Origin of the sequence: Asaia platycodi JCM 25414 (assembly GCF_000614545.1) — a bacterium.
GTDB classification, from domain to species: Bacteria; Pseudomonadota; Alphaproteobacteria; order Acetobacterales; family Acetobacteraceae; genus Asaia; species Asaia platycodi.
In genome coordinates this window covers 150,568-164,280 of record NZ_BAKW01000001.1, presented here as the reverse complement: position 1 = coordinate 164,280, position 13,713 = coordinate 150,568, and the positions used below count along the sequence as shown (strand labels likewise).

Annotated in this window: 11 protein-coding genes and 2 pseudogenes; 4 read left to right on the top strand and 9 right to left on the bottom strand. The window is 57.7% G+C overall.

What is annotated here, in order from left to right; genetic code table 11:
- Window positions 1-368 precede the first annotated feature (368 nt).
- Window positions 369-2,219: a Hint domain-containing protein gene (locus tag JCM25414_RS15565; protein WP_081775727.1), complete on the top strand. Its 1,851-nt coding sequence runs from the start codon at window positions 369-371 to the stop codon at window positions 2,217-2,219.
- Window positions 2,220-2,899: 680 nt separating this feature from the next.
- Here the strand turns inward: JCM25414_RS15565 and JCM25414_RS23965 are convergent.
- The 3 genes and pseudogenes from JCM25414_RS23965 to JCM25414_RS15555 all read right to left on the bottom strand — a co-directional run bounded on the left by JCM25414_RS23965 (window position 2,900) and on the right by JCM25414_RS15555 (window position 5,278).
- Window positions 2,900-3,190 carry an SMP-30/gluconolactonase/LRE family protein gene (locus JCM25414_RS23965; protein ID WP_242403201.1) on the bottom strand — a complete coding sequence of 97 codons (291 nt, stop codon included), beginning with the start codon at window positions 3,188-3,190 and terminating at the stop codon, window positions 2,900-2,902.
- Window positions 3,187-4,032 carry a major royal jelly family protein gene (locus tag JCM25414_RS15560; protein WP_242403200.1) on the bottom strand — a complete coding sequence of 282 codons (846 nt, stop codon included), beginning with the start codon at window positions 4,030-4,032 and terminating at the stop codon, window positions 3,187-3,189. The genes JCM25414_RS23965 and JCM25414_RS15560 overlap by 4 nt, the downstream gene beginning before the upstream one ends.
- 213 nt (window positions 4,033-4,245) lie before the next feature.
- Window positions 4,246-5,278: pseudogene (locus JCM25414_RS15555) on the bottom strand (zinc-binding alcohol dehydrogenase family protein).
- A 100-nt stretch (window positions 5,279-5,378) separates the two neighbouring features.
- Between JCM25414_RS15555 and JCM25414_RS15550 the strand changes: the two are divergent.
- Window positions 5,379-5,744, top strand: coding sequence for a winged helix-turn-helix transcriptional regulator (locus JCM25414_RS15550; protein WP_025840407.1), 366 nt, complete (start codon window positions 5,379-5,381; stop codon window positions 5,742-5,744).
- 162 nt (window positions 5,745-5,906) lie between these two features.
- On the opposite strand, the gene JCM25414_RS15545 is transcribed toward JCM25414_RS15550, so the two are convergent.
- The 6 genes and pseudogenes from JCM25414_RS15545 to JCM25414_RS00710 form a co-directional block, all read right to left on the bottom strand.
- Window positions 5,907-7,040 carry an NAD(P)/FAD-dependent oxidoreductase gene (locus JCM25414_RS15545; RefSeq protein WP_242403199.1) on the bottom strand — a complete coding sequence of 378 codons (1,134 nt, stop codon included), beginning with the start codon at window positions 7,038-7,040 and terminating at the stop codon, window positions 5,907-5,909.
- A 147-nt stretch (window positions 7,041-7,187) separates the two neighbouring features.
- Window positions 7,188-8,614, bottom strand: a pseudogene (locus JCM25414_RS15540) (aldehyde dehydrogenase family protein).
- Window positions 8,615-8,665: 51 nt separating this feature from the next.
- A complete protein-coding gene (locus JCM25414_RS15535; protein ID WP_051535584.1) occupies window positions 8,666-9,835 on the bottom strand; it encodes an amino acid permease in 1,170 nt (389 codons plus the stop codon).
- On the bottom strand, window positions 9,832-9,990 hold the full coding sequence (locus JCM25414_RS23960; protein ID WP_242403198.1) for a hypothetical protein: 159 nt from the start codon (window positions 9,988-9,990) through the stop codon (window positions 9,832-9,834). Before JCM25414_RS23960 ends, JCM25414_RS15535 begins: the two co-directional genes overlap by 4 nt.
- A 59-nt stretch (window positions 9,991-10,049) precedes the next feature.
- Window positions 10,050-10,457, bottom strand: coding sequence for a tautomerase family protein (locus JCM25414_RS00715; RefSeq protein WP_025840405.1), 408 nt, complete (start codon window positions 10,455-10,457; stop codon window positions 10,050-10,052).
- Between the two features lie 30 nt (window positions 10,458-10,487).
- On the bottom strand, window positions 10,488-11,840 hold the full coding sequence (locus tag JCM25414_RS00710) for an aspartate aminotransferase family protein (protein ID WP_025840404.1): 1,353 nt from the start codon (window positions 11,838-11,840) through the stop codon (window positions 10,488-10,490).
- 232 nt (window positions 11,841-12,072) lie between these two features.
- Between JCM25414_RS00710 and JCM25414_RS23520 the strand changes: the two genes are divergently transcribed.
- Together JCM25414_RS23520 and JCM25414_RS15530 are read left to right on the top strand one after the other, a co-directional pair.
- A complete protein-coding gene (locus JCM25414_RS23520; protein WP_199897556.1) occupies window positions 12,073-12,405 on the top strand; it encodes a GntR family transcriptional regulator in 333 nt (110 codons plus the stop codon).
- Entirely contained in the window at window positions 12,363-13,514 is a 1,152-nt protein-coding gene (locus JCM25414_RS15530; RefSeq protein ID WP_199897555.1) for an aminotransferase-like domain-containing protein, read from the top strand. The genes JCM25414_RS23520 and JCM25414_RS15530 overlap by 43 nt, the downstream gene beginning before the upstream one ends.
- Window positions 13,515-13,713 lie beyond the last annotated feature (199 nt).

The window sequence follows — 13,713 nt, the reverse complement described above, 5'->3', positions numbered from 1 at the left end:
CCGTGACCTGCATTTTGCAAAAATACGAATAAGACAACACCGAGCATGCGTTCGTGACAGCAGCCCCTTGCGGTTCGCCGACAAGACTACAAATGCCTTATTTCAACGCCTGTCTGACAAGACCTTTATCGGAAACAGCTTGATCGCCGCACGAAGTAACATGTGGTGTACGTACTTAAGGCCTCGCTATCGGTCAATCCATCACCCGCGGCAGCATGATTGAGCAATCATTTGTCTATATTAGCCGACGCTAGCCAAAATATGTCTTGAAAACCGGATCATGACGAAGAAGTTTCGGACTTGAAAACATAACCGATAATACGCTCAACTATATCTTCGATATAAAGATCATATCGAGAGTATTATAAATGAAAAAAATCACACTCACTTCAACCATACAATGGATGAACTGTGCCGTTGCAGTTGGAGACGAGGTCAGAGTCCTTGCGACCGGAACCTCCGGCTATCTTTCAAACACCGACTATCCCGCATCGCCGCGAGGGAACCTTCAAATAGATGGCTCATTGATCGCCGACAAAACTGTTCCGGGAACGGTACTGATTGTTGGTGGTCTTTATGTTTCGACAACCATATCAAAACAAGGATCACTCACGATAGACGGGAATGGAACTTACGACCAACGGAATTACGTCGGTTTTGCGAATACCACAACGAATAACGGCACAATAAATATATCAAACAGCACTGTATGGGGAAGGAACAACGGCACATTAACAGGGACGGGGGTACTAAATCTCAAAAACGTTAAACTCCCGACGACCGTAAACTCTGTGAAAAGTCAGTCATCTTTCGCATACATAACCGGCGGTCAGACTGTTAATATGGAAAATTCAGTGCTATCCGTTTCTACATCGATGTCCGACGTAACCATCAATATGATTGGTGGCAATAACCTCTTCGCATTTACGACAACGAATACATTATCGAACGTCAACATAAGAGGGTTTGGCGCAGGAGATACAATCGATTATCAGCTCGGGTCAGGGGTTGAAACCTTTACCTATGATGCGCGGACGGGCGATCTCGTTTTCAACTCAGGCGCTTACCGAAAAGTCGTCAATATCGGCCTGGGGTATGACCCGAGCCTTCTGGCTTTGGTTCCAAATCCGAAATCTCCTGGTCTGAAAGTCTTGTCCTACGCAGGGCCCACTCCCTGCTTTCTGGCGGGAACTAAAATTCTCACCAGCGCTGGCTGGACCCTTATCGAAAATCTGAAAATTGGGGATAAGATCGCCACCTTTACGAACGGAGAAAATGCCTTTTCGTCAGCCGAATGGGTCGGAAAAGGAGAAACACATTGTAATTCGTGGCTCCCGGACGACCTTTCCGGCTTTCCTGTCGTCATCATGAAAGATGCACTCGGGGATAATGTCCCTCACGAAGATATACGGCTAACGCCAGAGCATTGCATTTTTATGGACGGAGTATTGATTCCGTGCCGAATGTTGGTGAATGGAATGAGCATATACTACGATAAATCGTATCTTCATTATTCATACTATCATATAAAACTGCAAAACCACTCGATCATCAATGCCAATGGCATGTTGACGGAAAGCCTTGCCGATACGAATCATTTCTCTCGTAATTCAGATAATGAAAGCTCTCAAGACGCTGCCGATCTCGCCGCGCCTCTGGGCGTCGATCCGGACATTGCCGAAGCATTGCATTACAGAATCTCGAGACGCGCTACAATAAGCGGCGTTACCCCAAAATCCATACCCAGTCTCGCCGCGCATAAACCGGAAGTTCATCTATATGCCGATGATAAGATCGTCCATCCCATCCGGATTTCAGGAAACAGGCACGTTTTCATGCTTCCCAGGAACATAGGCGGCGTTTCCATTATCTCTTCAACTACGCGCCCATGTGATAGCGTCGGCCCTTTTATCAACGATCGCCGCGCATTGGGCGTTCTGATAGGGAAAATAGATATTTTTGACAGTTTTGGTCATAAAAATTTGGATATTCACACGCACACAAAGTATTTGAGCGGCTGGCACTGCCTCGAAAACGAACAATCTCGCTGGACAAACGGAAATGCCTACCTCCCCCTCGGTGAACGAAGCACCGACAATTCCATTTCCATACTTTCCCTGGAAGTCTTGACTACGTTTCAAACGCCGCGACAGTTTGAACACTGCTCGGGTCCAGTGGCGGAAGAAGTTGTGTCTTACTCACAGGTCGCGCCAAAATAATCTTGCAGCGTTCAACTTTATTCCCACGCGTATCCCAACAGCCAAGAGCGTTGTCGGAATGTATCGAAATAGTAAATCACCTTTGAATAAGCGGTTCGTCATCATCGTTTTTTTTCACGCCATCGTTATTTCGACTGAAGGTGCAGCTCGGACGTATCAAAGTCCATGCCCTCTTTTGGTCGGAATATCTTCATGCCTCGAGTCCGCCTCAGCAATGCGGTTGTGCTGCCTGGATCGAGAAATCTCGCCTGAGTCTATTGCACTATTGTCTGCGGTTGTTTCCACAAACAATTGACGGTGTCCGTGGTTATGATAAATCACAAACGGTTCACCTTCATTCTTGATTCGGAACAACACCATGAGCCGCCGATCGTCCAAAGGTACTGCCCGTTACGCGTTGTTTCTACAGAGGAAAGGGTGGATAGCCGCGTTAGCCGTCCTCGTTGCTGGCGGTATCGTCATGGCGCCCACCCCGTCAGCGAGGGCGGAGTCTCAGCGCCTCCTCAACGTCTCCTACGATCCCACCCGCGAGCCTATGATCTGCACTGCCCCGGAGAGGTCTCTTTTCTACAGCAGCGCAACAGAACGCTTCAGATCACAGGCACCATACCGTGCTTGCGCGCCACCATCAGCGCAGCCCCCTATACCGTCGATAAATTACGACGACGCTTGCTGCAGAATTATCGACTTACCTTCATCGACAAGAGACTGAACGGTGCCCGTATGGTCGATTTTCCATGGTTGAACTGGGCCAGGCGGTCGAGTTGGGCCACCGGAAGCCAGAGCCTGCCTTCTGCTGTAAGGGTGGGCGCGTCAGCCCAATGCAGACGGGGATCGGAAAGAAGCGCCACGATCCGTCCATCCGGCTCGCGCCGATAAACGGTATTATCCTTCAGCGCGGTAAAATAGAGCCTGCCTGCATGATCCATCGTGCTGCCCCCGATCGGTGGCAGATCGGCCCAGGGAGTCACTCGTGCAGCCAATGCTTCTGAGGGTAGCGACGCATCATCGAGTGCCTCTGTCGGCACCTGCGACCACGGCCCTTCCAGCGGACCGAAATACAGGGTCTTCCCGTCCGGGCTGACTTCGAGCGGATCGACATTGATCCGAAGTGCCGTGCCCCTGTCATCACGCAAAGTTTTGCCGTCCATGATGATAGGACGGTCTGCCCGCGCCATGACCGCAGGGTGGCCCACCAGAACACGACGCAGTCTCCGCTCGCGACATCGAGCACCAGTAACGCACCGGTACCGGCATCGGTCAGATAGGCATGCGCGCCATTGAAGCGGATGTCGTCGATATAACTCCCTGCAGGCGCCAGCCCGGAGCCTAAAGGATAGACCCGAAGTAACGCTCCCGTTCGCGCATCGAAACGGATCAGCTTCGCGCCACCCTTAACGGGAGGGCCACCGAATTGCGGTGTCCCTGTATCTACCACCCATAATTTGCCTTCACCATCGACATGCAGGGCATTGACGTTGACGAATTTCCGTCGTGCATCGAGACCCGGTCTCCAGTCATTCCACGCTCGATCGGGGAAAGCGCGAAGTCTGTTTCCCGGCTCCAGCAAAGCTACCGACGGACCGGGAAATCCGGTCCAGCGAGGCCCGCTCACAAAGATCCGTCCCGCTGCCTGAGCCACCGCGTTCCAGTCGAGTGTCGTGCTCGTTGCTTCCACGCGAAGCGGGGCCGCTTCTGCGCCCTCTGCAGACCCGATTGAAGAGCCGAAGCTCAGCAGAATGCCAAAGACGAGCGACGCAAGAGGAACGCGGCGGCCCCGCGAGTGGAGGGAAAGAGGCTCGATTGCGTTCATTCGATCAGATCCTTTTGCGGGATTACATTTCAGCCACCCGGACCATGGCAACAGCAAGACCAGGCGCCTAACGGTCGGACAGACGCTCCGGTTGACCGGCATCCGACATGAATGCGCATTTGTCACGCCTGGCCGAGCCCGATCACGCCTATGACGCAACGCCGCACCATCTGCATCTCCACCAGATGTGCAGAGGTCATCTGGCTCCAGCCCTTACTCAGACTTTGGCGCAGGAGCGAACCCTTCGAGAACCAGCTTGCCACGCGCCTTGCCGCTTTCGATCAAGGCGTGGGCACGATGAAGATTCGCGGCCGTAATCGGCCCGAAATGCGCGCCCAGCGTCGTGCGCAACCGCCCGTTATCGATGAGAGCGGCTACCTCGCTCAGAATACGGCCCTGCCGGCCCATGTCAGATGTCGCAAATGTCGAACGGGTAAACATGGACTCCCAATGCAGCGAGAGGCTCTTGCGCTTCAACGGCGCGGCATCGAGCGTCGCCGGGTCGTCGATCAGGCCGAAATGCCCCTGTGGAGCGAGCAGTGCTACAATATCGGCCATATGCTCGGCTGTCTGGGTCGTGGCGAACACGAAACCCGGGGCACCTGACGGCAGCGCGGCCACTTGCGGCGCCAGATTCTGACGGTGATCGATCACGTGATGCGCGCCAAGTTCTTTCACCCATTCCTGCGTTTCAGGACGCGAAGCGGTTGCGATAACGGTCATCTCCGTCAGCGCGCGTGCAAGCTGGATGGCGATGGACCCGACACCGCCTGCCCCGCCAATGATGAGCAGCGTCCCTTGCGTTCCCGGCACCGCGCGTGATATCGAGCCGATCGAACAACATCTCCCACGCTGTCAGGGCGGTCAGCGGCAGAGCTGCCGCCTGCGCCCAGTCGAGCGTTTCGGGCTTGCGACCGACGAGCCGCTCATCCACCAGATGAAATTCGGCGTTGGTGCCGGAGCGCTGCAATGCTCCGGCGTAGAAAACGGCGTCACCGACGGCAAAATCCTGCACATCCGGGCCGACCGCCGTGACGGTTCCGGCGGCATCCCAGCCGAGCACACGCCACTGACCCGGCTCGGGAGGCGTGCTGGCACGAATTTTCGTATCTACAGGATTAACCGACACGGCACGTATTTCAACGAGAAGGTCACGTCCCGTCGGAACCGGAGTTGGGAGTTCCAGATCGCTCAGTCCGTTCACGTCGTCGATCGCGTGAGGAATTTTATAGCCGATGGCACGCATGTTGTTTGCTCCATGGTTGAATGAAGCAGAGATGGAACCTTATGATCGTTCTGCGCAAGAACGCACATATTCTGTCCATAGTATCGGAAATGATACCGTCATGCCTCGTATCCGGCACAAAAGTCTCGATTGCAGCCCAGGCTGCGCAGTGGAAGCCACGCTTGAACTGATCGATGGAAAATGGAAGGGCGTCATCCTGTTCCATCTTTTTCACGGCACGTTGCGCTTCAACGCCTTGCGCAAGATCCTGCCGAACGTGACGCAGCGTATGCTGACAATGCAGCTTCGTGAACTGGAGGAAGACGGTTTCATTCATCGCGAAGTGTATCCGCAAATTCCTCCCAAGGTGGAATACAGCCTGACCGATTTCGGCCGCACCCTTGAGCCGGTCGTGATGGCGCTCAAAAGCTGGGGAGATGAGCATACGAAATTCGGGGCAAAAAAAGTGCGTAATCAGCAGGGATGACGCAAGCTGGTACGTCTTTCAGATGTCTCCATCGGAGGGACGTTTCAGAACACCATCAGGCAAGACCTGAAAAGACAAGCATCTGTCCCGCTCCCTCCATCTACCCGGAGCGAGCCCGGCCGGATCGGGCTTCAGGGCTGCCTTGCCGGGCCTGGACTGCCGTCAAAGCCCAAGACGGTCCTTGATCCGGCCTCTCATGATTCCGGCGACGACCCCTGCTTTCCAGGCGAAATGGAGCGGGATGGGCTTGATCGGTGTGTCTGGAAAAAGAGCAGCGCCGCCCTGCGCCATTTCAGCAAAATTTTGCCCCATCAGAGTCGCCATCGCGACACCGCGTCCATTATAGCCCAGACATGCCGTCAACCCCGGTTCGGGTCGGTGCAGATGGGGATAATGATCGAGCGTCAAAGCGAGCTGACCATTCCACCCGGCTTCCCATTCCAGTGTCTCAAGCTCGGGCCAAAGACTGCGCGCGCGGGCGATCAGATAGGGAAAAGCCTCAGCCCCTTCCAGATCGCGCGATGCCGAGCGCCCTCCCATAAGCAGGCGCCCTTCGGCATCGACGCGATAATACGTGGTGATTTCACCAAGTTCGTAGAGCGACTCCCGCTGTGGGAGAATTTTCGCGCGCAGATGCGGCGGCAGCGGCGCACTGGCAACGATGGCACTATAGACGGGCACGATCGACCGGCGGAGCTCATCAAGCAGCGGGCCGGAATAGGCGTTGGTCGCGAGAATGATCTGCTGCGCCCGCACCGTTCCGCCCGGCGTGAGAACACGCCACCCCTCACCACTCCGCCTGATAGAAGACACGACCGAGCGATCATGCAGCCGCGCCCCGACGCTCATGGCGGCTCGCGCCAGACCACGCGTATAAGCCAGCGGATCGAGCTGGCCGCCACGACGATCGATCATGCCCCCATGATAGAGGCTTGTGCCACTGCGTTGCGCGATCTCCTCTTTCGTCAGGCATTCAGCCTGATTGCCGAGCGCCACACATTGTCGCGCAAGCGCCTCGAGCGGCGCCATGTGCCCCGATGCTGTGGCCGCCCTGATCGTTCCGCCGCGCACCGCATCGCAGGCAATCGCGTGACGGGCAACCAGATCGAAAACGAGGTCGGGTGCTGCCCAGGCGCGCTGCGCCAACACCGCCCCACGCTCGGGACCGAAATCCTGCATGACCTGCTCGGGTGTGGTCTTGAGGCCAGGGTTGATCTGCCCGCCATTACGCCCAGAAGCTCCCCAGCCCGGCTCATGCGCGTCAAGCACGACCACGTCATGCCCGGCCTCCGACAAATGGAGCGCAGCAGAAAGTCCGGTCAGACCGCGCCGATAACGACAATCTGGGCCCGTGCTTCCCCGGACAGGGAAGTGAGCCCGAGAGACGCCTTTCTACGTGCGTAAAGACTGGGATTCATGCAGCCCTCCCCTGCGCGAAACGCCTCAGCCGCCGTAACCGATCAGGGCGCGTATTTCGAGAAAATCATGCAAACCCCATTTGGAGCATTCACGGCCATTGCCTGACTGGCCGAACCCGCCAAAGGGCGCGGCCACGGTCCAGTCTGCCCCGTTGATATTCACATTGCCCGCTCGCAGACGCCGTGCCACCGCACGCGCATGAACCAGATCGCCCGACTGCACATAGGCGGCAAGGCCATAAGGCGTATCATTGGCGATACGGATCGCCTCTTCTTCGTCATCATAAGCGATGATCGAGAGCACAGGGCCAAAGATCTCTTCGCGCGCAATGGTCATGTCGGTGGTGACATGACCGAAAATCGTCGGCTGGACGTAATAGCCGGTCTCCAGCCCCCTGGGCTTGCCAGTTCCTCCCGTGACCAGCGTTGCCCCCTCTTTGATCCCTTTGAGAATGAGCGTCTGAATGCGGCCATATTGTACGTCACTCACCACCGGGCCGAGCTGGGTTTCCTCATCTGCGGGGTTGCCTAGGCGCAAGGTGGCGACGGTCTGGCCCGCGAGTGCCATGGCCTCTTCCATGCGCGCGCGCGGCACGAGCATGCGGGTCGGTGCGTCACAGGACTGCCCGGAATTGCTCAGGCAGCCCCGCACGCCACGTTGCACGGCCTCGGCAAAATCAGCATCGGGCAGGATGATATTGGCCGATTTTCCACCCAGCTCCTGATGCACACGCTTGACCGTATCGGCAGCAAGCTTCGCAACGGCCGCACCGGCTCTGGTCGATCCGGTAATGGAAATCATCGCGATATCGGGGTGTGACGCCAAAGTGGCACCCACGCCAAATCCGTCGCCATTGACCAGATTGAACACGCCAGCCGGTACGCCTGCCTCATGCAGGATCTCGGCAAAAACCAGCGCACTGAGGGGGGCCACCTCACTCGGCTTGAGAACCATGGTGCAGCCTGCCGCCAGAGCCGGGGCGATCTTGCACATGATCTGGTTCATCGGCCAGTTCCACGGCGTAATCAGCCACAGACGCCGACAGCCTCGCGGGTGATGTAGACATCGCCCTCAGGCCCCTCGAAAGAAAAACCGCGCAGAACCGCGATCATCTCTTCCAGATGCGCGAGACCTGCCCAGCTCTGACTGTCGCGCGCGCGGGCTATGGGAGAACCCATTTCGAGCGAGATAGCCTGCGCCATATCCTCGCTGCGACGTTTGTAGACGGCGAGCATACGCTCCAGCACGGCAAGACGCTCTTCACGCGTCGAAACGGACCAGGCGGGAAAAGCAGCTTTCGCGGCGGCGACGGCGCGCTCGACATCGACCGCGTCACCAAGGGCGATCTGCGCGCAGGGCTGCTCGGTTGCCGGGTTGATCACGTCGATCTGCGTCGCGCCATGCGGCTTGACCCACTGACCGTTGATATAGAATTCGAGAGCATGGGACATGAGAAGGAGAGATCCTGAGAGCGGGAAAAGCCTGAGATCGAAAAGGAGAGATTACTGCCCCGGTCGGGGCAGCGAACAGACGCGTCTTGGCGCCTTGCCGATGAGCTGGCGCAGCAATGCCACGCCTCCCATCAGCATCATCGTAACCGTGCTGAGGGCGAGCTCGTGGCGCGTATGGGCGACGAGCGCCATCGCCACCAGCGCCCCCATCAGCAGAATAAGTGTGAGAACGGGGGTAAAACCCATGCCGCAAAGACGGATGCGCGTCAGCACGATCAGCGCATTGTGGAAAATGATCAGCGCGCCGGTTGCACTGAGCAGAAACGCAAAGACGGCATTGGGAGAAATGATCGCTACGGCCGAGATGGCGAGAGCGGCGGCGGCGCTGAACAGCACGGCGATGCGCGGCGCCTGTGTACGCGGGTCGAGACGCATAAAATGGCGCGGCGCGTCATCGACATCAGCCAGTTCGAACAGCACGCGTGACGTGGCGTAGAGCCCCGAATTGAGCGTCGAGAGCATGGCTAAAACGATCACGACTTCCATCGCCGCACTGGCAAACGGCACATGCAGCCGGTTCAGCACCATGAGAAAGGGCGACTCACCCGGCACGACCTGCGACCACGGCACCAGACAGAGTATGAGCGCGACCGAGCAGAGGTAAAAACCGACCACACGCAGCGCAACCGCGCGGGTGGCCCTGGCGATGTTCCGGTCGGGTGCGTCGGATTCGAGCGCTGCAATTGTCACGACCTCGCTGCCCGACATCGAGAAGATGATGGCCGGAATGACAGCCAGCAACGCCATCCAGCCATGCGGCACGAAACCACCGGTCAGAGCCTCCTGATGCAACACCCCGTTTCCATGCAGAAGGGCACCCAGACCGATCAGGATGAACACGGCGATCGCTGCGATCTTGAGCATGGCAAACCAGTATTCCAGCTCGCCGTAAGCCTGCACCGCCAACAGATTGGCCGCCGTCATGGTGCCTAGAATAAGCACCTCCACCAGACCGAAGGGCAGATGCGCAAGCGGCGCCAGCAGGGCTGCGGCGGCCATGATTTCGATGGCCAACGTCGTGACCCAGACGAGCCAGTAGGTCCAGCCGGTCATGAACCCGGCATGACCGCCGAGCGCGTGACGGATCTGATTGACGAAAGACCCGTGACCCGGCGCCCGCAAGGCAATATCGCGCAGCATCAGATTGACCAGAAAGGTCATGAGCCTGCCAAAGCATATGAGAGCAACGCACCCGGCCCCGCCACGGAAATCGGCGTGGAGGCTCCTATGAAGAACCCCGCCCCGACCACGCCACCGATTGAAATCATGGCGATATGGCGCGGGCGAAGACTGCGGGCGAGCGCGTTTTCTGTCATGCACGATCCTATGATCTGGCCTCTGAGGCGGCCTTGTGACTGGAACGTTCCGAAATCGATCAGGATTCCGCAGGCAAAGGTAGCTCGCCGGTCAGAAACTGGGCACGACCATGACCGAACGACCAATGGGCATCACCATTCTCGACGACGGAAATCATGACATCGGAAGGGAGAATGCCACAATCCCTTTCAAGATAATTCGTGAGCAATCGGTAAAACTCCGAAACGGAATCAGCGCCGCGCGGACGACTGAACATCTGCAGCAACACCATGGATTGCGTGCGCGGAATATCGAGCCCGGTATCCTCCATGATCATATGGCTGGGCTTATGCTCCGTTACAATTTGATAACGATCTCTGCACGGAACCTGAAAGGCTTCGAGCATGGCCTCATGGGCCGAATCCAGAATGCCCCTGATCTGCTCGGGGGTTCGACCTTCAAGGATGTGAAAATGCAGTAAAGGCATGAAATAAATCCTGATAGAAAAAAAGGAAAATCAGTGTGTGACGGTTTCGATAAGCCGCCCGAGCGTGCCCGCCATGTCGCGCAATTCCTGCGGTGTCGCGACAAAAGGCGGGGCAAGCGACACCGTATCGCCGGTGCAGCGCAACAACAGCCCATGCTTGAGACCAAGCTCGAACAGCGCCAGCCCCCGCGCACCGGGAGCTGCCGGATCGGGTTCGAGATCGATTGCCGCCGCAAGACCGATATTGCGGATGTCGCGTATGCCCGGCGCATGATCGAGATGGTGAACCGCTTCCTGCAGCACGGGTTCGAGAGCACGAACACGTTCGAAAACGCCTTCCTCCTCCATGATATCCAGAACGGCATTACCCACCGCTGCCGCCAGAGGATGGCCGGAATAGGTATAGCCATGCGCGAATTCGATGGCGTTCTCGGGGCCGGTCATGAACGTCTCATAGATATCGCGACGCACGAGCACACCGCCCATCGGGACCACGCCATTCGTGACCGCCTTGGCAAAGGTGATCATGTCGGGAACAACATCGAAACGCTGGGCGGCAAAAGGGACACCAAGACGGCCGAAGCCGGTGATGACCTCATCGAAAATCAGCAAAATGCCATGTTTCGTGCAGAGGTCGCGCAAACGGCGCAGATAGCCGATCGGGGGCACGATCACCCCCGTCGAGCCCTGAACGGGCTCGACGATCACGGCCGCGATCGTGCCAGCATCATGAAGGTCGACCAGCCGCTCCAGATCATCTGCCAGTTCAGCGCCGACTGCGGGCTGACCATGCGAGAATGCCGTCTTTGCCGGCTCATGGGTGTGACGCAGATGATCAACACCGTTGAGCATGCCCGCAGCAAACATCTTGCGGTTGGGTACAATACCCCCCACCGAGAGACCGCCAAAGCCGACACCATGATAGCCGCGCTCGCGTCCTATCATGCGGAACCGGCCGCCTTCGCCACGCAGTCCATGATAACCGAGCGCCATCTTCAGCGCCGTATCGGCCGCCTCCGAGCCCGAATTGGTAAAGAACACATGCTCGATCCCGTCAGGCGCCATGCCGACAATCCGATCGGCGAGCCGGATTGTAGCGGGGTTCGTCAACTGGAAGCCCGTGCAGTAATCGAGCGTTTCGGCCTGGGTCTTGAGCGCTTCGACGATGCGCGGGTGGCCATGACCGAGCGGCGTGCACCACAGGCCCGACAGCGTGTCGAACAGCGCGGCCCCACCCGGCGTTCGATAATAGCATCCCTTAGCCGAGGCGATCAGACGCGAAGCCGGGTCCTGCCTGACACGCCTGTTGGCCGTGAACGGCATCCAGTATGTGCCTGCGGCGAGGCTGCGAACAGGATCGAAATCGGAAGGCGACGATGCCATCGGGGCGGCTCTCTTGTTTCTCGGTCGAGGCATAGCTGAAGCCCGCCTCTCACGGACGACGCTCGCAACGGCGTCACTATTCCAATTTCGAAATGACCCTGTCTATATACAGTCAGACTGCCTCGCCCTGTATCTGTGTCGGTCTGTATAGCGGTACAGCCGCATACCGCTATGCGGGTAGAGGCTTTTTCGTCGTCAGACTTTCCTGTTTTTTATTGGAGCGCCCTCGATCATGATCAAACTCAACCATGGCGCCTCTACCCCTCTGGTTGCGCAGATCGTCGACGCCATACGCACGCGCATCGTCTCGGGCACCTGGCTGGATGGCATGAAGCTTGCCTCCATCAGGAAACTCGCCGAAGAATGCGGCGTCAGCCCCCTTACGGTTTCGAATGCCTATAATCGGCTGGTGGCAGAAGGCTTTCTTCAGGCCAGACGAGCGAGCGGCTATTTCGTCACCCATGAGTCAAAACCTGTTTCCGGACAGATCGAGACGGTCGGTCTCCAGCCTCGGTCGACTCTTTGTGGCTGCTGCAACGCGCCTATGAAGGCGATTCCCGGCTGATTCAGGCCGGGTGCGGCTGGCTTCCCGAAAACTGCCTCTATGGCAGCGGAATCCGCCAGGCGCTCAACAGCCTCGGGCGTCGGCCTGACATGCAGGGTCTCGGCTATGGCAACCCTTACGGGCATGACGGCCTGCGCGAGCAGATCGCACTCAGTCTGGCGCGTCAGGGCATTGCCTGTCAGCGCAGCGGGATCATTCTTACTCATGGCGCCAGTCAGGCTCTGGAATTATCCATACGCTGCCTCACGCGACCGGGTGACACGATTCTGGTGGAAGACCCAGGCTACTGCAATCTTTTCCCCGCGCTGCATGCACTCGGGCTCAGCCTGTGCGGCGTGCCCCGGCTCAAGGAGGGGCCCTGCCCCGAGATTTTCGCAAAACTGGCGCGCGAGAAGCGCCCCAAGGCCTTCATCGTCAATACACGCCTGCACAACCCTACCGGCACCTCCTGCTCTGCGCCCGTTCTGCACAAGCTGCTGCGCATTGCCGAAGCGCATGACATCATGCTGATCGAAGATGATATTTTCGGCGATCTCGCCCCTGAAGCGAGCCCAACTCTGGCCTATCTGGGTCAGCTGGATCAGGTGATCCGCATCAGCAGCTTTTCCAAAACCATCTCGCCGGGATTGCGCGTGGGGTATGTTGCCTCCAACACGACCCTGGCACGGGCAATTCTCAAGCTGAAAATGGCAAGCAGCCTGACCAGCACCTCGATTTCGGAAGCCATCGTGTATCACTGCCTCGCCGATGGGCGCTATCGCCTTCATCTGGCTAGATTGCGCGAAAAACTGGTCCATCTTCAGGAAAAAGCGCTCAGACGCTTTGCCAAAACCGGGCTCGTCCCTTTCTGCAAACCTGAGGGCGGCATGTTTCTCTGGATGCGATTCGCGCAGGAGCTTGATGTGCTGCAACTCACTCACGACGCCGCCCGGGCCAATTTTCTGCTGGCACCGGGCGGCTATTTCTCACCCGATGGCGCAGTGTCGCCCTGGCTGCGCTTCAATATCACCCAATGCGACAGACCGGAGATTTTCTCCTTTCTCAGCCAATGGAGGGCCGCAAACCGGGACGCGCATCGCATTGAAACGGGTCGCTCCACGCCCTGTTGAAACAGCCCGCTATTATTTCCACAAAAACGTTGCGCGTTCGATTTTATGCACATAGAGTTTGACAAAGGATGACGGCACGGCCCGACCCATGCATCCGGCATGGAATCAGGGGGTGCACGCATCTTCAAGAAAATCGTGCTCTGACAGTGCACAGCCCTCCGACTTACCCGTTCGGGGACTGAGACGAGCGGCTTCGCTC

What these genes read in the sequence shown, in the direction of transcription:
- JCM25414_RS00715 (WP_025840405.1), bottom strand. Translation starts at nt 10,457, where the DNA reads ATGCCTTTACTGCATTTTCACATCCTTGAAGGTCGAACCCCCGAGCAG.
- JCM25414_RS15565 (WP_081775727.1), top strand. Translation starts at nt 369, where the DNA reads ATGAAAAAAATCACACTCACTTCAACCATACAATGGATGAACTGTGCC.
- JCM25414_RS00710 (WP_025840404.1), bottom strand. Translation starts at nt 11,840, where the DNA reads ATGGCATCGTCGCCTTCCGATTTCGATCCTGTTCGCAGCCTCGCCGCA.
- JCM25414_RS15550 (WP_025840407.1), top strand. Translation starts at nt 5,379, where the DNA reads ATGCCTCGTATCCGGCACAAAAGTCTCGATTGCAGCCCAGGCTGCGCA.
- JCM25414_RS15535 (WP_051535584.1), bottom strand. Translation starts at nt 9,835, where the DNA reads ATGACCTTTCTGGTCAATCTGATGCTGCGCGATATTGCCTTGCGGGCG.
- JCM25414_RS23520 (WP_199897556.1), top strand. Translation starts at nt 12,073, where the DNA reads ATGATCAAACTCAACCATGGCGCCTCTACCCCTCTGGTTGCGCAGATC.
- JCM25414_RS23960 (WP_242403198.1), bottom strand. Translation starts at nt 9,990, where the DNA reads ATGACAGAAAACGCGCTCGCCCGCAGTCTTCGCCCGCGCCATATCGCC.
- JCM25414_RS15560 (WP_242403200.1), bottom strand. Translation starts at nt 4,032, where the DNA reads ATGAACGCAATCGAGCCTCTTTCCCTCCACTCGCGGGGCCGCCGCGTT.